Annotated in this window: 35 protein-coding genes and 1 pseudogene; 16 read left to right on the top strand and 20 right to left on the bottom strand. The window is 71.8% G+C overall.

Annotated features, from left to right (window positions below):
- Nucleotides 1–43 precede the first annotated feature (43 nt).
- Nucleotides 44–634, top strand: coding sequence for a hypothetical protein (locus OGH68_RS01430; protein WP_264241414.1), 591 nt, complete (start codon nt 44–46; stop codon nt 632–634).
- A 107-nt stretch (nt 635–741) separates the two neighbouring features.
- Here OGH68_RS01430 and OGH68_RS01425 read toward each other — a convergent pair whose 3' ends face one another.
- The 9 genes from OGH68_RS01425 to OGH68_RS01385 form a co-directional block, all read right to left on the bottom strand.
- On the bottom strand, nt 742–1,764 hold the full coding sequence (locus tag OGH68_RS01425; RefSeq protein WP_264241413.1) for an NAD(P)/FAD-dependent oxidoreductase: 1,023 nt from the start codon (nt 1,762–1,764) through the stop codon (nt 742–744).
- 85 nt (nt 1,765–1,849) lie between these two features.
- Nucleotides 1,850–2,140 (bottom strand): gas vesicle protein K, encoded by a 291-nt coding sequence (locus OGH68_RS01420; RefSeq protein ID WP_264241412.1) that lies wholly within the window; start codon nt 2,138–2,140, stop codon nt 1,850–1,852.
- Nucleotides 2,137–2,370: a gas vesicle protein gene (locus tag OGH68_RS01415; protein WP_264249846.1), complete on the bottom strand. Its 234-nt coding sequence runs from the start codon at nt 2,368–2,370 to the stop codon at nt 2,137–2,139. Before OGH68_RS01415 ends, OGH68_RS01420 begins: the two co-directional genes overlap by 4 nt.
- Nucleotides 2,371–2,426: 56 nt before the next feature.
- Entirely contained in the window at nt 2,427–3,221 is a 795-nt protein-coding gene (locus OGH68_RS01410) for a GvpL/GvpF family gas vesicle protein (protein WP_264241411.1), read from the bottom strand.
- Entirely contained in the window at nt 3,218–3,568 is a 351-nt protein-coding gene (locus OGH68_RS01405; RefSeq protein ID WP_264249844.1) for a gas vesicle protein, read from the bottom strand. Before OGH68_RS01405 ends, OGH68_RS01410 begins: the two co-directional genes overlap by 4 nt.
- 2 nt (nt 3,569–3,570) lie before the next feature.
- Nucleotides 3,571–3,807, bottom strand: a complete 237-nt coding sequence (locus OGH68_RS01400) for a gas vesicle protein GvpG (RefSeq protein ID WP_264241410.1) — start codon at nt 3,805–3,807, stop codon at nt 3,571–3,573.
- A 3-nt stretch (nt 3,808–3,810) separates the two neighbouring features.
- Nucleotides 3,811–4,530: a GvpL/GvpF family gas vesicle protein gene (locus OGH68_RS01395; protein ID WP_264241409.1), complete on the bottom strand. Its 720-nt coding sequence runs from the start codon at nt 4,528–4,530 to the stop codon at nt 3,811–3,813.
- Nucleotides 4,527–4,949 carry a gas vesicle structural protein GvpA gene (locus tag OGH68_RS01390; protein WP_264241408.1) on the bottom strand — a complete coding sequence of 141 codons (423 nt, stop codon included), beginning with the start codon at nt 4,947–4,949 and terminating at the stop codon, nt 4,527–4,529. The genes OGH68_RS01395 and OGH68_RS01390 overlap by 4 nt, the downstream gene beginning before the upstream one ends.
- Before the next feature lie 139 nt (nt 4,950–5,088).
- Nucleotides 5,089–5,475, bottom strand: a complete 387-nt coding sequence (locus OGH68_RS01385; protein WP_264241407.1) for a gas vesicle protein — start codon at nt 5,473–5,475, stop codon at nt 5,089–5,091.
- A gap of 193 nt (nt 5,476–5,668) precedes the next feature.
- Between OGH68_RS01385 and OGH68_RS01380 the strand changes: the two genes are divergently transcribed.
- Genes OGH68_RS01380 through OGH68_RS01370 form a run of 3 tightly spaced genes read left to right on the top strand, consistent with a single transcriptional unit; the run spans nt 5,669 to nt 7,593 of the window.
- Nucleotides 5,669–6,451: a hypothetical protein gene (locus tag OGH68_RS01380; protein WP_264241406.1), complete on the top strand. Its 783-nt coding sequence runs from the start codon at nt 5,669–5,671 to the stop codon at nt 6,449–6,451.
- 3 nt (nt 6,452–6,454) lie between these two features.
- Nucleotides 6,455–6,925, top strand: coding sequence for a phage holin family protein (locus tag OGH68_RS01375; protein ID WP_264241405.1), 471 nt, complete (start codon nt 6,455–6,457; stop codon nt 6,923–6,925).
- A complete protein-coding gene (locus OGH68_RS01370; RefSeq protein ID WP_264241404.1) occupies nt 6,901–7,593 on the top strand; it encodes a DUF3618 domain-containing protein in 693 nt (230 codons plus the stop codon). The genes OGH68_RS01375 and OGH68_RS01370 overlap by 25 nt, the downstream gene beginning before the upstream one ends.
- On the opposite strand, the gene OGH68_RS01365 is transcribed toward OGH68_RS01370, so the two are convergent.
- Complete coding sequence (locus OGH68_RS01365; RefSeq protein ID WP_413470915.1) at nt 7,542–7,862, bottom strand: hypothetical protein; 321 nt, start codon at nt 7,860–7,862, stop codon at nt 7,542–7,544. The genes OGH68_RS01370 and OGH68_RS01365 overlap by 52 nt on opposite strands.
- Nucleotides 7,863–7,970: 108 nt before the next feature.
- On the opposite strand from OGH68_RS01365, the gene OGH68_RS01360 reads away from it, so the two are divergent.
- Nucleotides 7,971–8,738, top strand: coding sequence for a YoaK family protein (locus OGH68_RS01360; protein ID WP_264241403.1), 768 nt, complete (start codon nt 7,971–7,973; stop codon nt 8,736–8,738).
- A 71-nt stretch (nt 8,739–8,809) separates the two neighbouring features.
- Here OGH68_RS01360 and OGH68_RS01355 read toward each other — a convergent pair whose 3' ends face one another.
- Nucleotides 8,810–9,001, bottom strand: a complete 192-nt coding sequence (locus OGH68_RS01355; protein WP_264241402.1) for a DUF6381 family protein — start codon at nt 8,999–9,001, stop codon at nt 8,810–8,812.
- Between the two features lie 234 nt (nt 9,002–9,235).
- Here OGH68_RS01355 and OGH68_RS01350 point away from each other — a divergent pair, with 234 nt between their 5' ends.
- Nucleotides 9,236–9,826, top strand: coding sequence for a CAP domain-containing protein (locus OGH68_RS01350; protein WP_264241401.1), 591 nt, complete (start codon nt 9,236–9,238; stop codon nt 9,824–9,826).
- Here OGH68_RS01350 and OGH68_RS01345 read toward each other — a convergent pair.
- Nucleotides 9,817–10,659, bottom strand: coding sequence for an EamA family transporter (locus OGH68_RS01345; RefSeq protein WP_264241400.1), 843 nt, complete (start codon nt 10,657–10,659; stop codon nt 9,817–9,819). The genes OGH68_RS01350 and OGH68_RS01345 overlap by 10 nt on opposite strands.
- 149 nt (nt 10,660–10,808) lie before the next feature.
- Here OGH68_RS01345 and OGH68_RS01340 point away from each other — a divergent pair, with 149 nt between their 5' ends.
- A complete protein-coding gene (locus OGH68_RS01340; RefSeq protein WP_319020170.1) occupies nt 10,809–11,678 on the top strand; it encodes a LysR family transcriptional regulator in 870 nt (289 codons plus the stop codon).
- Nucleotides 11,679–11,883: 205 nt separating this feature from the next.
- On the opposite strand, the gene OGH68_RS01335 is transcribed toward OGH68_RS01340, so the two are convergent.
- Entirely contained in the window at nt 11,884–15,264 is a 3,381-nt protein-coding gene (locus OGH68_RS01335; protein WP_264241399.1) for a pyruvate carboxylase, read from the bottom strand.
- 187 nt (nt 15,265–15,451) lie between these two features.
- Nucleotides 15,452–15,922, bottom strand: a complete 471-nt coding sequence (locus OGH68_RS01330; RefSeq protein ID WP_264241398.1) for a nuclear transport factor 2 family protein — start codon at nt 15,920–15,922, stop codon at nt 15,452–15,454.
- Between the two features lie 112 nt (nt 15,923–16,034).
- Between OGH68_RS01330 and OGH68_RS01325 the strand changes: the two genes are divergently transcribed.
- Together OGH68_RS01325 and OGH68_RS01320 are read left to right on the top strand one after the other, a co-directional pair.
- Nucleotides 16,035–16,604 carry a PadR family transcriptional regulator gene (locus OGH68_RS01325; protein WP_264241397.1) on the top strand — a complete coding sequence of 190 codons (570 nt, stop codon included), beginning with the start codon at nt 16,035–16,037 and terminating at the stop codon, nt 16,602–16,604.
- Entirely contained in the window at nt 16,591–17,424 is an 834-nt protein-coding gene (locus OGH68_RS01320; protein WP_264241396.1) for an SGNH/GDSL hydrolase family protein, read from the top strand. The genes OGH68_RS01325 and OGH68_RS01320 overlap by 14 nt, the downstream gene beginning before the upstream one ends.
- Here OGH68_RS01320 and OGH68_RS01315 read toward each other — a convergent pair whose 3' ends face one another.
- The 3 genes from OGH68_RS01315 to OGH68_RS01305 form a co-directional block, all read right to left on the bottom strand.
- A complete protein-coding gene (locus OGH68_RS01315; protein ID WP_264241395.1) occupies nt 17,425–18,087 on the bottom strand; it encodes a phosphoribosyltransferase in 663 nt (220 codons plus the stop codon).
- A 93-nt stretch (nt 18,088–18,180) separates the two neighbouring features.
- A complete protein-coding gene (locus tag OGH68_RS01310; protein WP_264241394.1) occupies nt 18,181–18,519 on the bottom strand; it encodes a DUF3140 domain-containing protein in 339 nt (112 codons plus the stop codon).
- Nucleotides 18,520–18,642: 123 nt separating this feature from the next.
- Complete coding sequence (locus tag OGH68_RS01305) at nt 18,643–19,308, bottom strand: type III effector protein (protein WP_264241393.1); 666 nt, start codon at nt 19,306–19,308, stop codon at nt 18,643–18,645.
- A gap of 155 nt (nt 19,309–19,463) precedes the next feature.
- Between OGH68_RS01305 and OGH68_RS01300 the strand changes: the two genes are divergently transcribed.
- The 3 genes from OGH68_RS01300 to OGH68_RS01290 all read left to right on the top strand — a co-directional run bounded on the left by OGH68_RS01300 (nt 19,464) and on the right by OGH68_RS01290 (nt 20,922).
- The gene (locus OGH68_RS01300) at nt 19,464–19,898 is read left to right on the top strand and encodes an Hsp20/alpha crystallin family protein (RefSeq protein ID WP_264241392.1); all 435 of its coding nucleotides are present in this window, start codon (nt 19,464–19,466) and stop codon (nt 19,896–19,898) included.
- Between the two features lie 99 nt (nt 19,899–19,997).
- Nucleotides 19,998–20,393, top strand: a complete 396-nt coding sequence (locus OGH68_RS01295) for a DUF2267 domain-containing protein (RefSeq protein ID WP_264241391.1) — start codon at nt 19,998–20,000, stop codon at nt 20,391–20,393.
- Between the two features lie 94 nt (nt 20,394–20,487).
- Nucleotides 20,488–20,922 (top strand): DUF2267 domain-containing protein, encoded by a 435-nt coding sequence (locus OGH68_RS01290; protein ID WP_264241390.1) that lies wholly within the window; start codon nt 20,488–20,490, stop codon nt 20,920–20,922.
- A gap of 70 nt (nt 20,923–20,992) precedes the next feature.
- Here the strand turns inward: OGH68_RS01290 and OGH68_RS01285 are convergent, their stop codons facing one another.
- On the bottom strand, nt 20,993–21,931 hold the full coding sequence (locus OGH68_RS01285) for a GlxA family transcriptional regulator (RefSeq protein WP_264241389.1): 939 nt from the start codon (nt 21,929–21,931) through the stop codon (nt 20,993–20,995).
- Nucleotides 21,932–22,140: 209 nt separating this feature from the next.
- Here OGH68_RS01285 and OGH68_RS01280 point away from each other — a divergent pair, with 209 nt between their 5' ends.
- The 3 genes and pseudogenes from OGH68_RS01280 to OGH68_RS01270 all read left to right on the top strand — a co-directional run bounded on the left by OGH68_RS01280 (nt 22,141) and on the right by OGH68_RS01270 (nt 23,497).
- Nucleotides 22,141–22,302 (top strand): hypothetical protein, encoded by a 162-nt coding sequence (locus OGH68_RS01280; RefSeq protein WP_264241388.1) that lies wholly within the window; start codon nt 22,141–22,143, stop codon nt 22,300–22,302.
- Nucleotides 22,299–22,772, top strand: coding sequence for a hypothetical protein (locus tag OGH68_RS01275; RefSeq protein ID WP_264241387.1), 474 nt, complete (start codon nt 22,299–22,301; stop codon nt 22,770–22,772). Before OGH68_RS01280 ends, OGH68_RS01275 begins: the two co-directional genes overlap by 4 nt.
- A gap of 312 nt (nt 22,773–23,084) precedes the next feature.
- Nucleotides 23,085–23,497: pseudogene (locus tag OGH68_RS01270) on the top strand (DUF6010 family protein).
- Between the two features lie 42 nt (nt 23,498–23,539).
- Here OGH68_RS01270 and OGH68_RS01265 read toward each other — a convergent pair.
- Nucleotides 23,540–24,286 (bottom strand): hypothetical protein, encoded by a 747-nt coding sequence (locus OGH68_RS01265; protein ID WP_264241386.1) that lies wholly within the window; start codon nt 24,284–24,286, stop codon nt 23,540–23,542.
- Between the two features lie 195 nt (nt 24,287–24,481).
- On the opposite strand from OGH68_RS01265, the gene OGH68_RS01260 reads away from it, so the two are divergent.
- Complete coding sequence (locus tag OGH68_RS01260) at nt 24,482–25,057, top strand: DinB family protein (protein WP_319020169.1); 576 nt, start codon at nt 24,482–24,484, stop codon at nt 25,055–25,057.
- Nucleotides 25,058–25,132: 75 nt separating this feature from the next.
- On the opposite strand, the gene OGH68_RS01255 is transcribed toward OGH68_RS01260, so the two are convergent.
- The gene (locus tag OGH68_RS01255; protein ID WP_264241385.1) at nt 25,133–26,155 is read right to left on the bottom strand and encodes a DUF4190 domain-containing protein; all 1,023 of its coding nucleotides are present in this window, start codon (nt 26,153–26,155) and stop codon (nt 25,133–25,135) included.
- Nucleotides 26,156–26,365: the final 210 nt, after the last annotated feature.

Raw genomic sequence — 26,365 nt, 5'->3', positions numbered from 1 at the left:
GGCCGACTCTTCGTGCACCCGCCAAGCCCCTGAAGGAACCGGCATGTCCCGCAGCGCCGCGCAGCGGACCACCGACGTGGCCCGGGCGGTCACCGACATCCTCCAGCCCCGCAATGTGCTCCTGCTGGGCATGCTCGGCATCGGTCTGGCCGCCGCCGGCAACTGGACCGGCCTGCCGTGGGGCCTCCTGGGCGCGCTGTGCGCCGGGATAGTGCCCGCCGCGTACATCGAGAGGGAACGCCGCCGCGGCACCTGGGGCGACCGGCATGTGGTGGACCGCCGGCAGCGCGCCCCGATCTTCCTCGTGATCCTCGGCTCCATCGGCGCGGGCTTCCTTGTGATGGTCCTCGGGGGCGCCCCGACCGGGATCCTGCTCGCGATGACCGCCCTGTGGGCGATGACCGTCGTCCTCCTCGCCGTGAACACCGTTTGGAAGATCAGTGTGGACTCGGCGGTGGCCTCCGCCGTCACGGCTCTGCTGGCGTGTGTGCACTCGCCGTGGTGGGCCGCCGGGTACGTCTTCGTCGTGGCGGTGTGCTGGTCGCGTGTCGCACTCGGCTACCACTCGGTCGCCCAGACGGCGGCCGGCGCCGGTCTCGGTACCGGCGCCGCCACGGCGTTCCTGTTCTCCTAGACCGCTGCGCGGCGGCCGCTGGTCGGTGGGCCGCTGCGTGGGATGGCTGCTTCTGGCCCGCTTCGCGCAGCGGCCCGCTCCGACGGCGGGCCCGCACGCGGACGGCTTCACCCGGCCGGAGCGGCCTCACGTGGGCGCCTGCGGTCCTCGACCGCCCGGCGGGTCTCCTCCGCGATCAGGTCGGCGTTGATCGCCGCCCCCGCCCGGACTCCCGCCGCAGCGGCGCCGATCACCTGCAGGCTCACATCGGCCACGTTCCCGGCCACCCAGACGCCCGGCACCCCGGTCGCCCCGGCAGGGTCGGCAGCGATCCGCGTGCCGACCGCCACGCCGCCCATCTCCTGATCGCTCACCTCGAGACCGAGCCCGGCGAGGAAGCCGGCGCGGGCGGTGAAGCGAGGGGCGACCACCAGTGCCTGGCGCGCGATCACCTTGCCGCTGTCGAGGACCACGCCGCTGAGCCGGCCGTCCGTCACCTCCACGGACGCCACCCGCCCGTCCACCACCGCGATGTCGCGGGCGGCCAGCTGCTCGTACTCGTCCTCGTCCGGCTCCGGACCGGTGTGCAGGAAGAGCGTGACGTCGTCGCTCCACTGCCGCCACATCAGGGCCTGGTGGACGGCCATCGGACCGGTGGACAGCACCCCGACGGCCTGGTCGCGCACTTCGTACCCGTGGCAGTACGGGCAGTGCAGCACCTCCTGGCCCCACCGCCCCGTCAGGCCCGGCACCTGAGGCAGCTCGTCGATCAGGCCGGTCGTCACCAGCAGGCGGTCCGCCTCGACGGCCGCTCCTCCGGCGAGCACCAGACGGAACCGCCCGTCCTCCAGGCGCTCGGCGGCCTCGACGGTGTCCGTGACGACTTCGCCGCCGTAGCCGCTCACTTCGGCACGGCCTGTGGCCAGGATCTGTCCCGGCGCCACGCCTTCCTGCGTCAGGTACGCGTGGACGTGCCCGGCCGGAGCGTTGCGCGGCCGGCCCGAGTCGACGACCAGCACCGAGCGGCGGGCCCTGGCCAGCGCCAGTGCTCCACTCAGTCCGGCGGCCCCGCCGCCGACGACCACGATGTCGTAACACCCGCGAGCCGGGGCGTCCGCGCCGGTCACCTTCTGTTCTGCTGCTGTGGACATGTGGTGTACCTCCGTTCAGGGAGACCGCGACCACAGCCACGGCAAACCATGTTGCCGGAACGGCAAAGACCCGTCCGGATGGTGGTCATTCACCGGGCGGGAGCAGCGGGCCCAGCGGTCCGAGATCGATGTTCAGATCACCCGGTTCCAGCCCGAACTTGTCCCGCAGAACCTCCATCCGGTCCTCGAGCAGCATCAGCGTCATGCCGATGCGCTCCTCCTGGTCCTCGGTGAGCTCCCCGGTGTCAACCCGGCGCAGCGCCTGCCGTTCCATCAGCTGCCGCAGGAGTTCGACCACGGTCAGTACCAGCCTGGCGAGGTCGCGCTCCACCGTGTCCGGGTCGAGTTCCACCCGCGGGCGCCGGGTGCTGCTCATCGGTCCGCCTCCTGATCCGGCCACGGTGACGGCACCCGCGGGCCCACCGAGCTGATCAGGGCCTTCAGGTCGATCCTCACCAGGTCCACGTCGGCGATCCGCAACGTCACGTCGCCGGCGATGACGACGCCGCCCGCGAGGAGCCGGTCCAGCAGGTCGACGAGGGCCAGTTCGCGCCGGGCGAGCGGTGTGGTGTCGCGCGGTGCTGTGTCGCGCGGCGCTGTGCCCAGGCGTGCGGTGTCGAGGTGTGCGTTGTCGCGCGGCGCGGTGCCGTCGGTTGCCGCCGTCATGCGCCGACCCGGCCGTCGTCCCGGGTGTCCGAGAGGTCCGCGAACGAGTACGGCGCCCAGGGCCCGGTCAGCTCCACCCGGACGCCCGGTTCCGGCGGCGTCAGCCGCTCGACGTGCCCCACGAACGCCTCGCTGTCCTCGCGGCGCACCAGGAACGCGGCATTGAGCACGTTGACACCGTGCGACCGGGCCAGTTGCCCGCTCTGCGGCCGGTGCAGCCGCTGCGCCTCGGCGTGTCCCGCGAGTTCCGTGTGCAGCCGGCGGGCGAGAGCGTCGGCACGCGTCCAGCTCTGCTCCCGGGACTGCCGGCTCCGCAGTCGCCGGCGCAGGTAGTCACGGCCCGACGAGGGCCCCTCCGCGGGCGCGCACCGAGGTTCCGGGGCGGTTTCCTGTTCGGCCGCCGCGTACAGCTTCACGCCCCACTCGACGCGCCCCGCGAGCCGGTCGAGGTTCTCCGCGAAGAGGCGGGCCCCCTGGTCGAGCAGGCGGCGCACCCCGCTCTCGCCGCGGCACACCGTGGCCAGCCGCAGCGGCACGAGATCCGTGACCTCGCCGACGGCGCGCACCACGGACTCGTGCGCACGAGCGGTGTCTGCGAGCCAGTCCAGGTCCTCCAGATGGTCGCGCAGCGGCGCCTCCTCGAAGTCCTCCGCCCGCACGTCGCTCACCACCGCGAGCAGACCGTCGTGCTCCACGGGCCGGACCGGGCCACCGCCGACGCCGGTCGCGGAGCCGGGCACACCGCCCAGGGGAGGCCGGGCCACCGCATACACGTACAGCAGTCCGCTCATGACCGCTCCCCTTCCTGCTGTGCGTGCCCGGCGGGCCGCGAGTCGGCCTCGAGCTCCGCGACCCGGCGCTCCAACTCGGCGTTCCGCTCCTCAAGTTCCCGCTTGCGGGCGCCGGAGGACAGCGCGGGGTCGTGCTCCCACCAGTCGATCCCCATCTCCTTCGCCTTGTCGACGGAGGCGACGATCAGGCGCAGCTTGATGGTGAGCAACTCGATGTCGAGGAGATTGATCCGGATGTCACCGGCGATGACGATGCCCTTGTCGAGGACCCGCTCGAGGATGTCCGCGAGATCGGTGCCGCCTCCGGAGTCGTACGGGCCGGGCGGCCGCCCGGCCGCCGTCGTCATCGTCATCGTGGGCCGCCCTCCGGCGTCAGCCGCGCGAGGAGCTCGTCCTCGCGCCGGTCGAACTCGGTCTCGTCCATCTCGCCCGCCTCGAACCGCTCGACCAGCTCGGCGAGTTCGCGCTGAACGGCGGCGGGGTCGTAGTACTGCCGCTCCGCTTCCGCCACCACCTGCTGCAGCACCCACGAGGTGCCACGGACCGGTGCGACGGGCAGCAGCAGCAGTTCTCCCAGCAGGCCCATCACTCACCCCACGAAGCTGTACGGGGGCAGCGGGCCGTTGACCTGGATCCGCAGGTGCGGATTGACCCGCTGGAACCTGGCGGCGGCCGTCACGAACTCCTCCGCGCGCTCCTGTTCCACGAGATACGACAGGTTGGCCACCCACCCGGAGCTCTCGGGCCCGGGCACCGAGGCCACGGCCGTGTCCTTCAGCGCCCGGTGCACCTCGTCGCGGTCGAGCTCCTCGCGCCGGCGCACGGCTGCGGCGATCAGCTCGCCCAGCCGCAGTTTCTCCTCCTGACTCGTGCCGCCGGCGGCCTGCTGTGCGGCGCCCATTGCTCGCAGGTCCGGATCGTCGGCCAGGACCCGGTGCAGCACCGCCTCCTCGTCGTGGTGGGCCTTCACGTTGTACTCGGCCTTGCCGTCGACCGCGTCGAGCCGCTCCAGGTAGTGCTCCTCCCGGTCGGCGAGTGCCGTGGCCACCGTCTCGTCGTCGGCCGACACACCGCCGAAGCGCAGGGGCAGCACCGTCCCGGCCGCACTGGCCTCCGTCAGGACGTGCTGATGCGCGAGCAGGTCGCGGCGCTTGGGCCGCAGGTCCTCCGGCGCGTCGCTGACCAGGGCGGCGAGCCTGCCCCGGCCGAGCAGCCGCACGGGGCGCGGCGGATCGCCGACGCCACCGGTGCGGGAGGCGCTTTCGAGCTCCGGGGAGTTGCGGGCGATCCCGTAGACGTAGGTGTTCACTCCTGCTCCTCCTTGCGACGGGAGGCAGTGCGCCTGGCCCGCGGCCGGGACTCCTTCTCCTCGTCGTCGTTCCCGCCGCCGAAGGCGTCCGAGATGGTCTGTGCGGCTCCGGCGAGGGCGCCCTTGGACTTGCCCCGGGCGCCGGACTCGGTGATCTCGCCCACCAGATCGGGAAGCCCCGGGTCCTTGCGGTTCCCCGCTTCCAGGTCGAGGCGGTTGCACGCCTCCGCGAACCGCAGATACGTGTCGACGCTGGCGACGACGACCCGCACGTCGATCTTCAGGATCTCGATGCCGACCAGTGAGACACGGACGAAGGCGTCGATCACCAGCCCGCGGTCGAGAACGAGTTCCAGTACGTCGTACAGTCCGGAAGTGCCGCGGCTGCCCGTGCTTTGCTGTGCCGGGACAACGGTCATTGGTTGATGCCTCCCTGTGTCGGGCAGTGTGTGCGGGGCGTCGGCTGTCTCCCCCGGGGCGCAAAGACGGGGGCCGGGCACGATGCCCGGCCTTGGAAAGACCGGCCTGTGGGAATACCGGCCTCAGGAGGACCGGCCCTCAGGAAGAGGGGCGGTCGGCCCGTCCGCGTTCGTATCGCCGCGTCCGCCGGTAGGAGGTCAGTTCGCCCTCGCTGTCGACCTCGACCTCGTACGAGGCGAGGAGACTCGTCGTGTCGGGGACGCGGGCAAGCTCGAGCACTTCGACGACGAGCCGCCAGCCGTCCGGTGTCCGGGCGAACGACGACACCGTCTCCGCGGTCATTCCCGTCAGCTCGGCGAGCTGTTCCCGGGCGGCGCGGAGCACCTCGACCGATCTGACGGTCCGGCGCTCTCGCCGCTGCGTGTCGTCGTTGCCTTCGTTGTGTTCGCTGTCTTCGTTGCGTCGCTCGTTGGGTTCGTTGTGTCCGGGGTCTTCGTTGCGTCGGTTCTCTGCGGTACGTCCCATGGTTGCCTCGGGACAGCGGGTATCCGGAGCCGTCGCCCGCAAACCCCTGTGGGGTTGATCCAAGCCGGGGTCGGGCGATTCGCTGCAATTTTGATCATTGAATAAATATTTGTGCCGATATGCCCCAATGCTGAGCCGGAGCAGGGGTACCCGCAGGAAAACAAGATCCGCAACGTCTGACGCAGGAGGAGTCTTGAGTGACATCGACGGCCCCGACCGCAGGGACCAGAACAGGACCGCGGCAGCAGCGGGCGCAGCGCAGGAGAAGGCGGCGCAGGGCGCGGAGGTGGTCACGGAGCACGCCTCGAGCGTGGCCGGCACCGCCAAACAGCAGGCGGCGGGAGTTGCCGGTGAGGCCCGTTCCCAGGCCAGGGATCTGGCGGGTCAGGTGCGCGGTCAGCTCCGCGACCAGGCTCACTCCCAGACCCACAGTCTGGCCGCCAACCTTCAGCGGGCGTCCGACGACCTGAGGGAGATGAGCGGCAGCGCCCGGCCGGACTCCGCCGCGGCCAACGTCGTGCGCCGGCTGGCCGACGGTGGCGGGCGCGTGGCGTCCCGCCTCGAGGACCGGGGCCCGGAGGGTCTGCTGAGCGACCTCGAGGACTTCGCCAGGCGCAGGCCCGGCGTGTTCCTCGCGGGTGCCGCACTGGCAGGCTTCGCCGTCGCCCGCGCCGGCAAGAGCGTGAGCGCCGCCGGCTCCGACGGTGGTTCCCGCAGTCCCGGAGCGGAACCGTACGGCGCCGAGCGCCCGGCCGAACGCCTCGAACCGGCAGGCGTGGGTGCCGGTGAAACCCGGTTCGAATCGTCGAGCGCCGGAGTCGGGCAACCGGATCCGCTCGGCACGTACGGCCAGTCGCAGCCACCGCACCACACCTCCGGCAGCGCCCGCGGCGAGCCCGGCCCGGTCGCGCCGCACACCCCGCCCACGTACCCGCGCAGCCGGGACGACGGGAACCCGCCGGTACAAGGGAGTTGAGCCGTGGCCACCATCTACACGGACAAGGCGCCGCCCGCGGCGGAGCGCCGGACGCGGACGGGCCGTCCCGTCGAACCGGTGTCCGTCGAGCCGTCCGGCGAACCGTCGATCGGTGAGCTGGTCGGCGAGATCAGCAAGGACGTGTCCCGACTGGTCCAGGAAGAGATCCAGTTGGCCAAGGCGGAGATCAAGGAGGAGGCGACGAAGGCGGGCAAGGCCTCCGGCATGCTCGCCGGCGCGGGCTACGCGGGGCACCTGGTGCTCCTGCTGGGCAGCCTCACCGTCGTCTTCGCGCTCGCCAACGTCATGGACTGGGCCTGGGCGGCACTGATCGTGACCGCCGTCTGGGCAGTGGTGGGTGCGGTGCTGTTCGTCCGCGGCCGCAAACAGATGCGGAATGTGAACCTCACACCCGAGCAGACCGTCGAAACACTGAAGGAGGACGCCCGATGGGTACGCAACCCGACGAGCTGAGGAGCGAAGTGGAACACACGCGGGCGCATCTGGCCCGCAATGTGGACCTCCTGGCGGACCGGATGGCGCCCCGCAGGATCGCCCGCCGGAAGGCCGATTCGGCGCAGCACCGACTCAGGGGAATCAAGGAGCACGTCATGGGCTCGGCCAAGGAGAGCAGGAGCGGCCTGTCGTCGACCGCGCACAGTGTCGCGGACACCGCAGGACAGGGCGCCGACCAGGTGGGCGAGAAGGCAAAGGCCACCGCGGGCAGGGCCAGGGCCACCGCGGGCAAGGCGAAGGACACCGCGGGCCACCTCGGCAGCACCGCTCAGCAGGCGCCTGCGCGTATGAAGGAACGCACCCAGGGCAGCCCCCTCGCCGCCGGAGTCATGGCCTTCGGAGCGGGCATGCTGGCAGCGGCGTTCCTGCCACCGTCGAAGGCGGAGGAACGTGTCGGCGAGCAGCTGCGCGAGCACTCCGGCGAGCTCCTCGAACCGGTCAAGCAGGGCGCCCACGAAGTCCAGGAAGGGCTGCGGGGCCCGGCCGGCGAGGCCGTCGAGGCGGTCAAGTCGGCGGCGCAGGACGCGGCGCGGACCACGAGGGACGAGACGCGCAGCGCGGGTCAGGACACGGCTCAGGGCCTGCGCGAGGTGGGCAGGGACGAGACCCGGCGGCGAGCACCGTAGTCGTACTCGTACACGGGACCGTCCCCGAGGGCGCTCGTACGGAACGGCCGGCCTCCGTCGTCGATCCGTACGGCGCCCGACCTCCCGCCGCTGGACCACCGCAACTCCGGGTACCAGTCGCAGTCGCACGTGACGGTACGGCCGGCCACCAGCAGAACCTTCGGATCCGTGGCCGAGATCCGGTACGGGAACGAGACGGCGGGGATCGTCTCACCGGCATCGTTGCCCGCCTTCGGACGGGCAACGGGCCGTGACGCGTCCAGGTCCACGTCGAACAGCCGTGAGCGGGGCGGCCGCCGGGTCGTGACGGGCTCGGCCGCCTGGCCTCCGTACGATGATGCCGCTCGTACCGACCGGACGAGGCGGGTGAAAGCCGCATGCGTGAGGGGCAGTCCCCGGCCGCGGGAGCCAGGACGCCGAAGTCCGGAAAGGCCCTCACGGCGACCATGGTGGCTCTCACCATGACCACAGGCGTGATCGAGGCCGTCAGTTTCCTGGTGCTCGGCCCCGTCTTCACCGCCGTGCAAACAGGCAACCTGCTCTTCCTCAGCTTCGCGATCACCGGTGCCGAGTCCGACCTTTCACCGGCGGCCTCCGGTATGTCGCTCGCCGGGTTCGCCTCAGGCGTCGTCGTCGGCAGCGGGTTCGAAGCGGCCGTCCAGGCGCGCGGATTGCGCTGGTTCTTCGCGGCACTCATGGCCGAGGCGGTGCTGATCGGTTCGGGCGCACTGGTGGCGTGGGGCATCGAGGGGACCGGCGGGCCACTGACCGCACGGCACTACGCGGTCACCGCCATCGTCGGAGCCGCGATGGGGCTGCAGAACGCGACGGCGATGAAAGCACCGGTACCGGACGTGCCCACGACCCTGGTCACCCGAGCGATGACGGGCCTGCTCGGGGGAGGGCGATCCGTACCCGTCGGCGATGCCCCGACCACCGGCCCGGGCGCCTCCACGGACACCGGGCACCGGCGCCGCCGGGCCGCATCCGTGGCGGCCATGTTCGCCGGCGGGGTGCTCGGCGCGGCACTGCTGCGAGCCTCCGTGAGCCCCGCCGTGCTGCTGCTGGCGGTGGCCCTGACCGTACTCACCGTCGGAGTCGTCCACGGGTGCCTCCTCGGCAGGGACCACGCCCGTACGCCATGACACGACGCTGCCCGGCCGTTCGGCGCGCTCCTGCGGGAGCTCCGAACGGCCGGGCAGTGTGTGTACGGTGCCTACTCCGGCGGGTAGATGTCGCCGCCGCCCATGCTGCTCTCCTGCTCGCTCTGCGACTGCAGCCGCTTGGCCTTCTCCTCCAGCCGCTGACGCTCCTGCGGATCCGTGGCTCGCTCCGCGGCCTGCTTCAGCTCCTGTGCCTTCTCACGCATCTGGCGGGCACGGCCGCCGGACTCACCTGCAACGCTCATGATCATTGCTCCTTGCGCAACTCGGAAGAGCGGGCCCGACCAGCGAACCAGCGACGGGCCGGAACCGCATCCCGAAGCGTCACCCGTTGTGACCGCCGCAGCCCCGGCACCCGGCAGTGCCGCACCGCCGCGGAGGTCGCTCGATGGGCCCAGCGGCGGGCGCGGTGCGCCGGAGGGGCCGGTCCGGTGTGAAAACCTCGCCCCGCTGAGCTTCCTCGGGAAGGAGAAGAATCCATGCGCAGCCCGAAGCGGCCGGGGCCGCCCCGAGCCGTCCTGCCGCGGATGTGCGGAGCGGCGTTGCTCGCCGCCGTGGTCGTGGTGGCGTGGCCGGCGCCGGACGGGCGGCGGGACGCGGGAGCGGGCGGCGGGGCCGCCCCGGGTCTTGCCGGCACCGCCTCCTCGCTGCCACCCGCCGCCGGGCGTGCCCTGAGGAACGACGCGGCAGCAATCGCCGAGCTGGTGAACGCCGAACGCGTCAAAGTGGGTTGTGACCGCCTGTCGGTGAACCCGCGGCTGGCGAAGGCGGCACGTGCCCACGCCGACGACATGGCCGCCCGCGGCTACTACCAGCACACCGGACCTGCCGGCCACGACGGCGGTGACCGGATGAAAGCCGCCGGCTACGCCTGGGGCCGGTGGGCGGAGAACATCCACAAAGGCCCCACCGACCCCTCGGCCGTCGTCGCCGACTGGATGCGCAGCCCCGCCCACCGCGACGCCCTCCTGGACTGCCGCTTCGAGGACATGGGCGTCGGCGTGAACCACGGGGCCGGCGGCCCTTGGTGGGTCAAGGATCTCGGCATCCCCCGAGGGGCTCAGCAGTGAGCCTTGTGCCCGTCGGTCTTCTCCCGTGAGCGGTCGCCGGCGGTGCCGACGGCGACGGCGTTCGCGGTGACGATCACGGCGACGGCGGACCACGACGCCCAGCCGAGGTGCTGGTCGAGCACGAGCATGCCGATCAGGGCCGCGAACACCGGGTTGACGCTCATGAAGATGCCGAAGAACGATGCGGGGACCCGTCGCAGGGCCAGCAGGTCCGCGAGGAACGGCACCGCCGAGGACAGCACGCCCGCGGCGAGCGCGCACAGCAGGGCGCCCGCGGTGGGCCGGTGCAGCCACAGGACGACGGTGCCGACGGGCACATAGAGCAGACCCGAGACGGCCGCGGCGGCAGCCGACCCCTGCAGGCCGGGCAGGCGTTCGCCCACGGTGCGGTTGAGCAGGATGTAGCAGCCCCAGCAGACGGCGGCGAGGAGGGCCAGGCCGATGCCGAAGTAGTCGGTGCTGGGCCGGGGACGGGCCAGGACCACCACGGCCGCCGAGGCGGCGAGCGCGCAGACCAGATCGATTCGGCGGCGGGAGCTCGACAGCACCACCGTGAGCGGGCCGAGGAACTCCAGGGTGACCGCAAGGCCGAGTCCGATGCGGTCGATCGCCGTGTACAGCGCCATGTTCATGACCGCGAAGACCACGGCCAGCCCCAGCACGGGCCGCCACTGCGCGGCGGTGAACGAGCGCAGCCGCGGCCGGCCGGCGCTCAGCAGCACCACCGCGGCCACCCACTGGCGCACCGCCACCACGCCCACCGGCCCGAGAACCGGGAAAGCGAGCGCGGCGACCGACGCCCCGGCCTGGGTGGACAGTCCACTGCCCACCATCAGTACTGTTCCGGACCACCGGGGTGATATCGCCTGCGCCCGGGGCGCCACCGTCGGCCTCGCGCGAACGTCTGTCGTCATGGCCCGACGATCCGTCGCACCCGCGCATACGCAAAATGCATCCGACACCCCACCTATACGCTGGACGCATGGATGGTCGTACGGAAATGGAGCTGCGGCACCTGCGGTGCCTGGTCGCGATCGTCGACACCGGCAGCTTCACCGACGCCGCGATCGAACTGGGTTTCTCCCAGGCCGCGGTCTCCCGCACCCTGCTCGCGCTGGAGCGGATCCTCGGCGTGCGCCTGCTGCACCGCACCAGCCGCACCGTCACCCCCACCACCGCCGGCGTGCAGGTCCTCGCCCGCGCCCGCCATCTGCTGGCCGAGGCCGACGAACTGGTCCGCCGGGCCACCACCGGCCAGGCCCGGTTGCACATCGGGCACGCCTGGTCCGCGATGGGCCGCCACACCGCCGAGTTCCAGCGCCGCTGGCACGACCGCCACCCTGACGTGGAACTCCAGCTGATCCGCCACAACACCCCCACCGGCGGCCTCGCCGAGGGTCTGTGCGACCTGGCCGTGCTGCGCACCGCCCTCGACACCCGCCGTTACGCCCACGCCCTCGTCGGTCACGAACGCCGTTGTGTTGCCCTCGCCTCGGACGACCCATGGGCCAGGCGCCGCGGCATCCGGCTGGCGGAGATCCGCGAGCGCACCCTGGTGGTCGACCGCCGAACCGGCACCACCACCCTGGACCTGTGGCCGGAAGGCGCCCGCCCGGCCGTGGAGTTCACCCGCGACGTCGACGACTGGCTCGCCGCCATCGCCACCGGCCGCTGCGTCGGCGTCACCCCGCAGGCGACCGCCGCCCAGTACCGCCGCGACGGCATCACCTACCGCCCCCTGCGCGACGCCGACCCCGTGCCCGTGCACCTCATCTGGCGCCGGCACGACCCCCACCCCGCCACCCACGCCGCGGTCGCCCTGCTCACCGACCTCTACGGCAAGGACGCCTGACGCCTGACGCCCGGCACGCGGCGCGCGGCCGCGCCCTCGGCGAACCCTGGCGACGGCAAGCGCAGTGACCGCAGGAGGACGGTCAGGACGCCACGCTGCGCACCGGGCCGATGAGCCCGCACGGAGCCAGGAAGACCGCAGGCGCGCAACGCCGCGACAGCGTTGCGCGCCCGTGTCCTTCGTCAGTGCGTCCGGCCCCGCGGCGTCACGGCGCAATCTCGATCAGCAGGTCACCGGCCTCCACCTGCTGGACCTCACCGATGGCGACCCGCCGCACCGTGCCGGAGCTCTGCGCGGTGATCGACGCCTCCATCTTCATCGCCTCGATGGTGGCCACGGTCTGTCCCGCGCTCACCGACGCGCCCTCCGCGACCTGGAGGGTGACCACGCCCGCGAACGGCGCCGCGACGTGGCGGTCGTTGCCGCGCTCAGCCTTCTCCGCCGCCTTCACCGTCGTCGCGACGGAGTTGTCGCGCACCGACACCGGGCGCATCTGCCCGTTCATACGGGTCAGCACCGTGCGGAACCCACGCTCGTCCGCCTCCGAGATGGCCTCCAGCTCGATGAGCAGTGTCACGCCCGGCTCCAGGGTGACGGTGTGCTCGCTGTCGGGCTCGAGCCCGTAGAAGAAGTCCTTCGTCGACAGCACCGAGGTGTCGCCGTAGTGCTCACGGTGGGACGCGAACGACTTGGCGGGGCCGGGGAACAGCAGCCGGTTGAGGGTGGAACGGCGCTCGTCGCGCAGGCCCCGCCGGTCCTCCTCGGACAGCTGCGGCGGCTCGGCCTGCGACGGCCGCGCCTTGAGTGCCCGGCTGCGGAACGGCTCCGGCCAGCCGCCGGGCGGGTCGCCCAGTTCGCCGCGGAGGAAGCCGATGACCGAGTCCGGGACGTCGAACTTCTCCGGGGACGCCTCGAAGGCGTCCGCCGAGACACCGGCACCCACCAGGTGCAGCGCCAGATCGCCCACGACCTTCGACGAAGGCGTCACCTTGACCAGACGTCCCAGCATCCGGTCCGCCGCCGCGTAGTACTCCTCGACCAGCTCGAACCGGTCGCCCAGCCCGAGCGCGATGGCCTGCTGCCGCAGGTTCGACAGCTGCCCGCCGGGGATTTCGTGGTGGTAGACGCGGCCGGTCGGCGACGCGAGACCCGACTCGAACGGGCGGTACACCTTCCGCACCGCCTCCCAGTAGGGCTCCAGGTCGCCCACCGCCTGCAGCGACAGGCCGGTCGCCCGCTCGGTGTGGTCCGTCGCCGCGACCAGCGCCGACAGCGACGGCTGACTGGTCGTACCGGCCATCGACGCGACGGCGGCGTCCACGGCGTCCACGCCGGCGTCGATCGCCGCGACCAGGGTGGCGAGCTGACCTCCCGCCGTGTCGTGCGTGTGCAGGTGCACGGGCAGGTCGAATCGCTCCCGGAGCGCCGTCACGAGGGTGCGTGCGGCGTGCGGACGCAGCAGGCCCGCCATGTCCTTGATGGCCAGTACATGGGCCCCGGCCTCCACGATCTCCTCGGCCAGGCGCAGGTAGTAGTCCAGCGTGTAGAGCTTCTCCGCGGGGTTCGACAGGTCGGCCGTGTAGCAGAGCGCCACCTCGGCCAGCGACGTTCCCGTGGCCCGTACGGCGTCGATCGCGGGACGCATCTGGGAGACGTCGTTGAGGGCGTCGAAGATCCGGAAGACGTCCATGCCGGTGGCGGCGGCCTCGGCCACGAACGCGTCCGTCACCTCCGTCGGATAGGGCGTGTAACCCACCGTGTTGCGGCCCCGCAGCAGCATCTGCGTGCAGATGTTGGGCACGGCCTCGCGCAGCGCGGCCAGCCGCTCCCACGGGTCCTCCGCGAGGAACCGCAGCGCCACGTCGAAGGTGGCGCCGCCCCAGCACTCGAGGCTGAGCAACTGCGGTGCGGTACGGGCCACATGGGGTGCCACGGCGAGCAGGTCCCGGGTGCGGACCCGGGTCGCCAGCAGCGACTGGTGGGCGTCACGGAAGGTGGTGTCGGTGACGGCGACCGCGGACTGCCTGCGCAGCTCCTCGGCGAACCGTTCGGGACCGAGCGCGGCCAGCCGCTGCCGGGAGCCGTCTGCCGGCGGGGCCGTGAGGTCGGTGACGGGGAGCTTTTCCACCGGTTCCACGACGGAAGGACGAGGCCCGTGCGGGCGGTTGACGGTCGTCTCCGCGAGATGGCCCAGGATGCGGCTGCCCCGGTCGGCCGGCGGCCGGGTCCGCAGCAGATGCGGGCGCTCGTCGATGAAGGACGTGGTCACCCGTCCCGCCTGGAAGTCGGGGTCGTCCAGCACGGCGCCGAGGAACGGCAGGTTCGTGGCCACACCCCGGATGCGGAATTCGGCGATCGCCCGGCGGGCCCGCCGGACGGCGTTCGCGTGGTCATGGCCCTCGCAGGTCAGCTTGACCAGCAGGGAGTCGAAGTGGGCCGAGACCGACGCGCCGGTGTGCACGGTCCCGCCGTCGAGCCGCACGCCGGGGCCGCCGGGGGAGCGGTAGGCCGCGATGGTGCCGGTGTCGGGCCGGAAGCCGTTGGCCGGGTCCTCGGTCGTGATGCGGCACTGCAGAGCGGCACCCGTCAGCGTGATGCTGTCCTGCGTAAGGTTCAGTTCCGGCAGCGTCATGCCCGAGGCGATGCGCAGCTGTGCGATCACCAGGTCCCGTCCGGTGACCTGTTCGGTGACCGTGTGCTCGACCTGGATGCGCGGGTTCATCTCGATGAAGACGTGGTTGCCGCGCCCGTCGACGAGGAACTCCACCGTGCCGGCGTTCACATAGCCGATGTGGCGGGCGAACGCGACGGCGTCGGTACAGATACGGTCCCGCAGTCCGGGATCGAGGCTGGGCGCCGGGGCGATCTCGACGACCTTCTGGTGACGCCGCTGCACCGAGCAGTCCCGCTCGTAGAGATGCACGACATTGCCCTCGGCGTCGGCCAGGATCTGCACCTCGATGTGCCGGGCGTCGATCACGGCCTGCTCGAGGAACACCGTCGCGTCACCGAAGGCCGAGCGTGCCTCGCGCATGGCGGCCTCTGCGGCCTCCCGCAGGTCGCCGGGCCGCTCGACCCGTCGCATGCCGCGTCCGCCACCGCCCGCGACGGCCTTGACGAACACGGGGAAGCCGATGTCGTCGGCCGCGCGCACCAGTTCGTCCACGTCGGCCGTGGGGGCCGACGACTTCAGGACGGGCACGCCGGCCTCGCGCGCCGCCGCCACCGCCCGGGCCTTGTTGCCCGTCAGGTTCAGCACCGACGCCGGCGGCCCGACGAAGGTGATGCCGGCCTCCTCGCACGCGGCGGCCAGTTCCGGGTTTTCCGACAGGAACCCGTAACCCGGGTAGACCGCGTCGGCGCCGGCACGGCGTGCGGCCTTCACGATCTCCTCGACGGAGAGGTACGCGCGCACCGGGTGGCCGGGCTCGCCGATCCGGTACGCCTCGTCCGCCTTCGCCCGGTGCAGCGAGTTCCGGTCCTCGTGCGGGAACACGGCCACCGTCGAGACACCGAGCTCGAATGCGGCCCGGAAGGCCCGGATCGCGATCTCACCGCGGTTGGCGACCAGTAGTTTGCCGAACATCTCGCTCCGTCTCTGTGGTGGCCGCTCACGGATGCCCGGGCGACCGCTGTGACATGGGAACGCTCCGTTGCGCTCAGCGTAGGGCTCTGGCTACCAGTAACAATGCCCCGGCAGCCAGGGCGTGCGTCACTTTTCCGGGGGCCGGTTCCGTCCGCGGCAGGCGGCGGTCCTCAAGCCGGCGCCGCCGTCAGCGCCCCGGCGCTTCGGCCGTCGGACGCGCTCCGGGCTCCGGCGCGAGGGGCGCGGGGACCAGGCCGTCGGCGATCAGGCCGGCGAGGACCGCTTCACCCAGGGCGTGAACCGCGGACTGCGGCCGGACCATCACCGTGAACTCCTTGATCCGGCCCTCGTCGTCGAAGTGCAGCAGGTCCATGCCGTGGATCTGCCGTCCGTCCACGGTGGCCCGGAAGAGCAGGACCGCCGACGGACACTCCACGCCGTCGGCACTCGTCTCGGCCGTGCCGGCGCAGTGCCCGACGTAGCGGAAGTCCTCGAAGGTGCGCAGCAGGACCCCGAACAGGCCCAGCACCATCCGCTTGCCCTCGAAGGGCGTGAACTTCACGGGGCTGTAGAGCCGGACGTCCTCGGTGAACAGGTCGTCCAGGGCGGCCAGGTCGCGGTTGTCGACGCCGGCGCGGAAGCGGTCTGCTGCGGTCACAGCTTCTCCTTCGTGATTCTCGTGGAACTTTCTACTCATGAATGTGACTAGTCATGTTCATGAGTATCATCCTCGGTGTGTTCATGAACAGAGGCGGCAAGGAGGCGATCCGATGGCTCTGCGCCACGCCGTACTGGCGGCGCTGCTGGACGAGGAACTGAGCGGGTACGAGCTGGCCAAGGCGTTCGACCTGGGAGTGGCGAACTTCTGGCACGCCCGGCCGCAGCAGCTGTACGCGGAACTGGGCCGGCTGGAGGAGGCCGGACTCGTCACGGGCCGCGAAGTGGTGCAGGAGAACCGGCCCAACAAGCGCCTGTTCAAGGTCACCGACGCCGGCCTGGCCGAGCTGCAGCAGTTCACGGCAGCCGCCGCCAAGCCCTCCTACATCCGCGAGGACCTGCTGGTGAAGGTCCAGGCCGCCGACCACGTCGACACCGGGAACCTGATCGCGCAGCTCACCGAACGCACCGTCTTCGCCCAGGCCAGGATCGACCTGTTCGAGCGTCTGCTGCACTCGATGCGGGGCGGCCGAACCGAGGAGGAGTTCCTGCGCCACGGCAGGCCCGTGGGCCCCTACCTGACGTGCCTGCGCGGTCTCGCCTTCGAGGAGGGCAACCGCGACTGGTGCCTGCGTGCCGTCGAGGTCCTGCGGGAGAGGACGGACCGTCATGCCCGAGACTGACGCGCCCTTTCTGCGGTACGTGGCCCTCGGCGACAGCCAGACAGAGGGCCTGGGAGACGGCGACGACACGGTCGGCCTGCGAGGGTGGGCCGACCGGCTCGCCGAGCACCTCGCACCGCACAACCCCGGGCTGCGCTACGCCAACCTGGCCGTACGCGGACGCCTGGCGGGGCAGGTCCGTGCCGAACAGCTCGCGCCTGCTCTCGCCCTTGACCCCGATCTGGCCACCGTGGTCGCCGGGGTCAACGACCTGCTGCGGCCGCGGTTCGACGCCGACGAGGTCGCCGGCCACCTGGACGCGATGTTCGCCGCGCTCACCGCTCAGGGTGCGAGGGTCGCCACCGTCACCTTCCCCGACCTGTCGCGGATCACCCCGCTCGCCCGCCCGCTCGGCTCCCGCGTCACCGCACTCAACGACCGCATCCGCGGAGCCGCCCGGCGGCACGGTGTCGCCGTCGCCGAGACCGGCCGCCATCCCGTCGTCACCGACCCCCGCCTGTGGAGCCCTGACCGGCTTCACGCCGGGCCGCTCGGCCACCAGCGGATCGCCGCCGCGGTCGCTCACGCCCTCGGCCTGCCCGGCAGTGACCTCGCCTGGACGCAGCCCCTGCCCTCTCCGGCAGGAACCGCCGCTCCCGCCGGACGGCACGCCCTCACCGCGGAACTGCGCTGGGCCGCCGCGTTCCTCGGCCCGTGGCTGCGCAGACGGGTGCGCGGCCGGTCGTCCGGCGACGGCCGCACCGCCAAACGGCCGCGCCTGCTCCCCGTACAGACACCTGGGCACACCTCCGGGGCCGCGACGCCGTCCGGACCCGAGTGACTACCGGTCCCCGGGGGAGACGCCGGGCCGGCGCAGGGTCGAGATCACCTCGTTGTCGGAGACCTGGGCGAACTCCTCGTACCACTGGCCGACCGACCGGAAGGACTCCGGCCGGTACAGGCAGACCATGGCGTCGGCCTCGTCCCGCACCGCCGCTGCCGCCCCGGGAGCGCACACGGGTACGGCAAGGATCAGATGCGCCGGGTTCCGCGCGCGCAAGTGGCGCAGCGCGGCGCGTGCGGTGACGCCGGTGGCCAGCCCGTCGTCGACCACGATCACCGTCCGCCCCTCGACCGCCGGAGCCGGCCGCCCCCGGCGGTACAGCTCCTCACGCCGGCGCAGCTCTGCCCGCTCGCGGGCCGCGTCGGAAGCGAGATCGTCCTCGGAGAGGCCGAGCACTTCCAGAGCCCTGCCGTCGTACAACGGGGGCTCGTCGCCCGCGACGGCGCCGATCCCCGCCTCCGGGCGTCCGGGCGCGCCTATCTTGCGGACCACCACGACGTCCAGGGGTGCGCCGAGCGCACGGGCGACCTCGGCCGCGACGGGCACACCGCCGCGCGGCAGGGCCAGGACGAGGATGTCGGTCAGGTCACGGCCGGAGAGCCACTCGACGAGTCGTGCCGCCAGTTCCTGCCCCGCGTGCCGGTGATCGAGGAAGCGCATCCGTGTCTTCACCTCCGTCAGGGCCCACGCTCCCTGGGCCCCTGAGGGCCGCTCACGAGGCGGGGCCGCAGATCCGGACGGTGCCGGGCGGCGTCACGCCGGTTTGAGCGGATCGTGGCCGATGTCCATCAAGCTGTGCCGCCAGTCCGCGCCCCCGGCCTTCGGGTCGAGCGAGGGATCGCGCTGGGAGCGGACGATCTCGCAGACTCGTTCCATCACCTCCACATCACTCCGTGTGAGGTCGGTGCGACGTTTGCCGAGAACCTCGAGAACCCGTCGGCCGGTGGGCTTTCCGGCACGGTCGGGAACCTCCTCGGTCTCCTCGCCGGCCGCTTCCACGCTCAGCCATTCCCGCAACTCCCGTGAGGTCATGTTGACCACGGCATGGAACTCGTTCCACAGCTCGTCGCTGATCTGTGCGGACACCGCCATGACTGCCTCCACGCACGTCGACACCCGGTCGGGTCTCCGAGCCCCCGTGCCGTAAACGTCCGCCGTCGCGCGGAGGCGACGGCCGTTGCGCGGGGCTGCCGGTGAGCGGCGCCACCCGTGCCGTCAGGTGGCGGGCTGCTGCCGGTTGCCGCCGCGTCGGCGCAGGTCGTCGGTGTGCCGGTTGACGGAGTCGACCCGGGCGGCGAGGTCGGGGTGGTGGGTCTCGAGGTGGGGGTGCGTGTCGATGAGCGGGCGCAGGAGAGCGGCGGGGTCGTTGTCGCCGAGCGCTTCGGCCAGCGGTGCGCGGGAGTCGGTGGGCAGGTCGGTGAGCGTGGTGATCTGGCCTGCGAGCTGCCGGAGGTCGGACGCGTTGCTGCGGGCCCAGGCGGTGACGGTGCGGTCGGCGGCGCGGCGGTCCCGGGTGGCCTGCACACGCTGTTCGCCGGTGCTGCCCGCGTCGCCGGGGCGCAGGCGGAGATAGCGGCGCTCTGCGGCCTGGCGGCTGGCCACGCCGAGGGGCTGGGCGAGCTCGGCCCAGCTGGCGCCTGCCTCGCGGGCCGTCTCGATGAGGCCCGGCTCCCAGCCGGCCAGTTGGTCGCGCACCTGGCGCAGCAGGAGCAGAGCGGCCAGCGCCTGCCGGGAACTCGCCCGCTCCGGTGGCGGCTGCTCTTCGGAGTGCGGGGCCTGGGCGGCGCGTACGGCCTCGTCGATGGCTGTCAGCGCCGCTGCCGCGGCGAGGAACGAGGCGGGGGTCGGCCCGGGCTCGCGGGACTGCTCGGCTGCGTTCACGGGATTCCCTTCGCTTTCGTCATTCTTCCGATGACAATCTTCCCGTCATCGCTGCGATGACACATCCACTTGTCATCGTTTCGATGACATGCTACAACGGTCTCAGGTGCAACGCATTGGCAGTTCCTGCCTGAACCGACTGGAGGTGTTTCGCGATGTTGATGCGCACCGACCCGTTCCGCGAGATCGACCGCCTCACCCAGCAGCTCCTGGGAACCAGTGGCACGTGGTCGAGGCCCTCGGCGATGCCGATGGACGCCTACCGGGAGGGCGACGAGTATGTGATCGCCCTCGACCTTCCCGGTGTCACGAGCGAGGCGATCGACATCGACGTCGAGCGCAACATGCTGACCGTCAAGGCCGAGCGCCGACCGGTCGCGAAGGCCGACGACGTACAGATGGAACTGTCCGAACGGCCCCTGGGTGTGTTCTCCCGCCAGGTGATGCTGGCCGATACCCTGGACACCGAGCACATCACGGCCGACTACGAGGCGGGCGTCCTGACGCTCCGGATCCCGATCGCCGAGCGCGCCAAGCCCCGCAAGATCACCATCGGCGGGGAGTCCGGCCGCAAGGAGATCGGCGGCTGACCCGCGACCTGCCCGCGCCGTGGCGGAGGACGGGAACGGTCTCCCCCCTCCCGTCCCCTCCTCCGCCCCCGCCTCGGGTCGGGAGAGGAAGGGGCCCAGATGACGATGCGATGGGATGCGTTCCTGGACCAGGTGCAGGAGCGCGGTGAGTACACCACGCGCCAGGAGGCGGAGCGGGCGGCACGCACCGTGCTGGCGCTGCTGGGGGCGCATCTGGTGGGCGACGTGCGGGCGAGGCTGGCCGCCCGGCTCCCCGAAGCCTTCGCACTGATCCTGCTCAACCCGCTGCAGGCCGCCGAACCGTTGTCACCGGAACGGTTCGTACGTGCCACCGCGGCATGGATCGATGGCGCCACCGAACAGACCGCCACATGGGACGTCAGCGCCGTCCTGAGCGTGGCCGCCGACGCCGCGGGCGACGAGCTGACCCGCCGGGTGCTGCTCCAACTGCCCCCGGGGTACGACCTCCTCTTCGGCCGCCCCGCGCGCATATGACCAACCGGACCGCATGAGAGCGCCGTCGGCCGGGTGCCACACACACCGGGCCGGCGGCGTCGGACACCGTGACGAGAAAGGCAGACGACCGACCATGCTCACCCAGCAGGAACCGACCCCGACGACGCCGGGCATGACGTTCGACCAGATGCTGGAACGAGTGCGCTACGAAGGCGCCTACCCCACACGCGACCGGGCCGAGGACACCGTACGCGCCGTTCTCGCCGCCCTCGGACGCCAGATCACCGGCGACGAGCGCGTCGACCTCGCTGCCTGCCTCCCTCTCGAGGCGGCCCGCGCCTTCACCTCCCAGATCCCTGCCACCCAGCCCCTCACCGGCTGGGGGTTCGTCAAGGACCTCGCCGCCCGCATCGGCGGCACCCCGGCCACCACGCGGTGGGACACCGGCGCCGTGCTCAACGTCGTCTCCCGCCTCGCCGGCCCCGACCTCGTCGACCGCATCCTTGCGCAGCTGCCCGCCGGCTACGGCCTGCTGTTCGGCCGCGCGGAACTCACCCGAGCCGCCTGACGAGCCGGCCCACCCTGGGACGAGCTGAGCGGCACCGAACCGGACGCCGCGTCTTCGGCTGGGCGGAACCTCAGCCGAAGGTGCGGCGATAGGTGTGCGGGCTGACACCCGTGGTGCGTTTGAAACGGTCGCGGAATGCGGTGGGGGAGCCGAAGCCGACCTGGGCGGCGATGCGTTCGACGGAGTGGTGCGTGGTCTCCAGAAGATGCTGGGCCCGGCGGATGCGGGCGCCGTGCAGCCACTGGAGGGGAGTGGTGCCGGTCTGTTCGCGGAAGCGCCGTATCAGCGTCCGGGTGCTGGTGCCGGCCCGGGCGGCGATGTCGGCGAGGGTGAGATCACGGCCCAGGTTGTCCTGCAGCCAGGTGAGCAGCGGTTCGAGGACGGAACCCTGCGGGGTGGGCGCGTGGTCGTGGACGATGAACTGCGCCTGCCCGCCCTCGCGTTCGAGGGGCATGACGGACAGGCGGGCGGCGTCGGCGGCGACCGCCGACCCGTAGTCACGGCGGATCATGTGCAGACACAGATCCAGGCCCGCGGCCGCGCCGGCCGAGGTGAGGATCTGCCCGTTGTCGACGTACAGGACGGCCGGGTCCACCTCGACGTCCGGGTGGGCGGTGGCAAGGAGCTCGGCCGCGATCCAGTGGGTGGTCGCCCGCAGGCTGTCGAGGAGCCCGGCGGCGGCCAGGACGAAAGTGCCCGTGCAGATGGAGGCGATACGGGTGCCGTCCTCGGCGGCCACGCGCAACGCGTCCCGGACGGCCGGCGAGAGCGGGGCCGCGGGGGCGGCCGTACCGGGCACGATGATCGTGTCCGCGCCCTCGAGCCCCTCCAGGCCCCAGGGTGCGCGCAGGGTGAACGTGCCCGCGTCGATCTCCGGCTGCTCGCCGCACACGCGGATCCGGTAGCCGGGACGCCCGTCGGGAAGCCGGGTGCGGGTGAAGACCTCGATCGGAGTGGACAGATCGAACGGAATCACCTGGTGCAGCGCCAGTACGGCGATGGTGTGCATGGCCGGAAAATACCTCCCCGCCGGACGGTGAACCTCGGCTTCTGGAGCCGGAGAACCCTCGCATGCCCCAGATCAGAGCCTCAACGAGGCACTTGGCAATATCTCGTTGAAAGGTGTCACTCCTGCCACTGGGAGGCAGGTCGGCAGCCGGTTAACTTCAGGAGCGTCCCCGGCCCAGAACGGACCGGTCCGCACCTGAAGGAACCTCTATGCACGTCCGGATCCCCCTGCCCGACGGCTTCGGCCCGCCCGACTCCGTCACCCTCGGCGAAGCGCTGTACGCCCGCCGCAGCGCCTCCGAAGGAAGCACCTCAAGCCGCGTCACCGGCGAGCGCCGCGCCGTCCGGAAGGGCACGGGCCGCCGACCGTGACGAAACTCTTCCTCTCCCTGCACGTGCTGGCCGCCGTCGTGGCCGTCGGCCCGGTCACCGTCGCCGCGAGCATGTTCCCCAGAGCCATGCGGCCGGCCCTCGACGGTGGCGGAGACGGTGACGGCGGCGGCGAGGCGCTGACGCGCCTGCGGTTGCTGCACCGCATCTGCCGCGTCTACGCGGCCGTCGGGATCGCCGTACCCGTCTTCGGGTTCGCCACGGCCGGCAGCCTCGGCGTCCTCGGCAGCGCATGGCTGATCGTCTCGATCGTTCTGACCGCGGCTGCTGCCGCCGTCCTCGTCCTGCTGATCCTGCCCGCCCAGGACGAGGTCCTCGCCGCGGTGGGGGCTGCCGGCACCCACGCCCTGACGCCGGGCCGCCTTGCCGCGTTCACCGGCGTCTTCAACCTCCTGTGGGCCACGGTCACCGTCCTGATGATCGTCCGCCCCGGTTCCACCACGGGAGCATGACCGTGCATCCGCGGCCGCTGCGCATCGCGGCACACACCGAACTCGCCTCACTGGTCGTCATGCTGGCCAATCTCGCCACCGCCCACCTCGAACCCGTCTCCTCGCTGATGGGCCCCACCCACGGCTGCGCCTACCTGTTCGTCGTGGTCGCGACCTGGCGCCTTCGCAGTCGACGACCCTCACCAGGGCCACCGCCCTCGTCCCGGGCATCGGCGGCCTGCTCGTCCTGCGGCAACCCGCCCGCCCCGGCACGGCCGCGGCGCCGCACCCCGAGGAGGCCGGCCAGCCGTGAACCACCTCGACCCCGGCCTCCTGGACTACGTCACGCCGGTAACTGGTCGGCGTCGTCTACGTCCTGCTGATGTCGCTGATCCGCGAACCGCACCGACGCCGACTCAACGCGATCACGGTTGCCGGAGCGGGCCGCCTACCTCAGCGGTGGCGGCTTCGGCGGCTGGGAATTCCCTGTCACCGCTGTCATCACCTACGTCGCGTACCGCGGGCTGGAATCCTGGACCTTCATCGGCATCGCCTGGCTGCTGCACACCGCCTGGGACCTGGCCCACCACCTCAAAGGCAACCCGATCATGCCCTTCCAGCACGACTCCTCCATGGCCTGCGCCGTCTGCGACCCCGTCATCGCCCTGTGGTGCCTGCGGGGAGGGCCCTCCCTGATCGGCCCCCTCCGCGACAGAGCCGGGCGTACCGGCCTCGGCGGGCGCTGACGGCGTGAGTCATCCCCCGGCCGACGCGGCGTCGTCCGGCGGTCAGTTACGGGGCGCCTGGTACAGGCCGCGGCCGGCGCGGTGGGCGCGGGACGTGGCGACGAGACGGTCGAGCGTGCTGCGAACGGTGTTGACGCTGCCGGTGGAGCCGTCACGTCCCAGGGCCTGGGCGACGTCGCGCGCACGCAGCGGAGTGTCGGCGTTGCGGGTCAGGACCGCGACAACCTGGTCCGTCAGCCCGGCGGCATCCGACACGGCGGGGCCGGCGGTGTCCTGGCTCTTCGCCGGAGTCTTCCGCGCCCTGTCCTGAGCCGGCACGGTCTTCGCGGACCGGGACTGCTTCCCCACCTTCTTCGTCCGCGTCTCCTTCTCGGCCCGGGTCTCCTTCTTGGGCTCCGCCTCCTTGCCTGCCGAGGCCGTCCTCGCCGGGCGCTTCCCGGCGGCCGCTGTGCGCGCCGCGGGCTTCGCCTTCCGCGCGGGCCGGTCCTGAGGTGCGGGCGCTGCCGTGGGCACCTTTGCGGGCTGCGCTTCCGGCACTTCCTCCGCCACGACCGCCGGCGCGTCGGCCGCGATCGCACCAGCCCTCTCCGCCTCACGAGGGGCCGGAATGGGAGTGGCCGACAGCGCCTGCAGAGCGGCGAGAGCACTGCGCACCGACTCGAGTCGCCCGGTGACCGAGGCGAGTTCCTGCTCGAGCGTCTGCTGGTACTTCTCCAACTGCGGCAGCTCTGCCTGCAGCAGTGCGGTTGCCTCGGTGATGCTGCCTGCAGGGTTGGTCGACGAAGTCATGTAGGTCTCCCGAGTTGCGGGACGACGCCCGCGGTGGATGAGGTTGCTGTGAGGCAACGGTACTGCCCGCGCGTTGTCACGGAGCCCAGCAGCCGGGAGAGGAACTCGCTCGCAGCCGTGCCGGTGTTCGCGGACGACCGGGTGAACTGGAACGAACTCCCTTCCTCCGACGCGGCAGACGCGTAGTGTCACGGTGTGACGCATCCCGAGCCGCATACAGAACCGCGGACTGAACCTCAGCCCCGATCACAGCCCGGAACTCCGGCCGAAGCGCAGCACGGATCGCGTGGTGATCTCCGTCCGCCGAGTCTTGACGCCGATGAGAAGACCACGCTGCTGGCCTTCCTCGACTACCTGCGGGACGCGGTCACCGCCAAGGCGTCCGGCCTCTCCGAGAAGGCGGTCCGCACCGCCGGGGTGCCGTCGGGAACCAGCATCCTCGGCCTGGTCAAGCACCTGACCGCGGTGGAACACAACTGGTTCACCTGGTCCTACGCCGGCGCCGATGCCGCCCTTCAGGACGACGAATCAGGGCCGGCTGACGACGAGACCGCCGTGAGTCTGCTCGCCGCCTACCGCCGGGCGATCGGACAGTCCAACGAAATCATCCGTGCGTGTGACGACTTGGGGCGCCCTGGGGCCCGGTCGCTCCGTGAAACAGCTCCACCGTCGATGCGTTGGGTCCTGGTGCACATGATCGAGGAAACCGCCCGGCATGCCGGCCACGCCGACATCCTCCGTGAGCAGATCGACGGCTCCGTCGGCCGCTGACCGGCCTGCCGCGCTGTGCGGCAGGCCGGCCTGCGAGCAGCGAGTACGTCGTCCCGGCCGGCCGGCGCCGTCCGGTCAGGCGTCCGCGCCGAAGGAGCCGCCCGTGTGTGCCGGCTCCGTCGGCAGGCCGAGTGCGGTCCGGATTCTCACGGCCTGTTCCTCGCCCGAGCTCTTCTCCGTCTGTCGAGCGTGCCGGGCAAACCCTTCGGCGTTCTCGGCGTGAGAGGCCCGCTCCCAGTGAACCGAGCTTGCCGTGAGCTGTGCGGCGAGTTCCGCCGCGGTCGTGCGTACCTCCGGCGGCAGATCCGCCTGCCGCAACCGCGTTGCGGATGCCGCCTGGGCCTCCGCCATACGGCCCGCCCATTCCCGGGCCGTGGGCAAGTCGTCCGCCGGGCTCTGCCGCGGAGCGTGCAGCAGCGCGAGATGGGCGGGCTCGAGCGCGGTCAGGTAGGTCACCTGCTCCTCGGTGAGAACCGAGGCGTCGTTGCGCAGGGAGGCGGTGAGGTCCTCCTGCGGCCGGCCCGCCCAGCACAACACCGAACGAGCGCCGCGCGCCCACCCGGAACGGTCCGGCTGGTAGAAGTACGTCTGGAGACGGCCGTAGGCGTAAGGGTCCATCGCATAGTCGAGGAGAAGGTCCGCGCACCTCTGCCGTGCGATCGCGGAGATCTCCTCGAATCCCGGGTACCGCGTCCGGTCCGGCAGTTCGAACGACCCGTAGGCTTCGGCGACATGGGGTTCGTCGCATGCCTTGCGTTCTGCGCTGATGTCCCTCAGCGACTCGTGGTCCTTGTCCAGCCGCCCCGTTCCCGGGTCGAAGCAGTCGCCCACCGTCAGGTCGAAGACGGTAACGGTCCGATCCGGGACGGCTGTCGGGATGCCGCGTTCGCCGCTGGTGCCGGACCACACGGAGAAGTGGAGCAAGCCGGAAGCCAGGGCCCCGGCCACCAGGACGGCCACGCCGGAGACGGCGACGCCCGCGACGGCGAGACCAAGGCCGCGCTGGTTCCGCCGGTGTATCCGTGCCAAGGCGACGACGCCGAGAACGAGTGCCAGTGGTGCGGGAACGACCAGCACCGCGAGAACGAACGACGCCACTGCGAGGCCGCTCCACGCGGAAGAGGGCGGGGGCGGGGGCAGGGCGCCACCGGTGCCGGACGGGGCAGGCGGCAATCCGTGCGGGGGCGGTGGCATGGTCACGAGCAAGTCCCTTTCCGTACGCACTCCCTGGCAGGGGACTGCTGTCGAGGTGACAGGACGAGCGCCCTGACCGTGCCCGTTGCGAGCCGGCCGGGACACGGACCTCGA

Source organism: Streptomyces peucetius (assembly GCF_025854275.1).
GTDB lineage: Bacteria > Actinomycetota > Actinomycetes > Streptomycetales > Streptomycetaceae > Streptomyces > Streptomyces peucetius_A.
The sequence above is the reverse complement of the archived record's forward strand: the minus strand, read 5'-3'. Positions and strand labels throughout refer to the sequence as shown.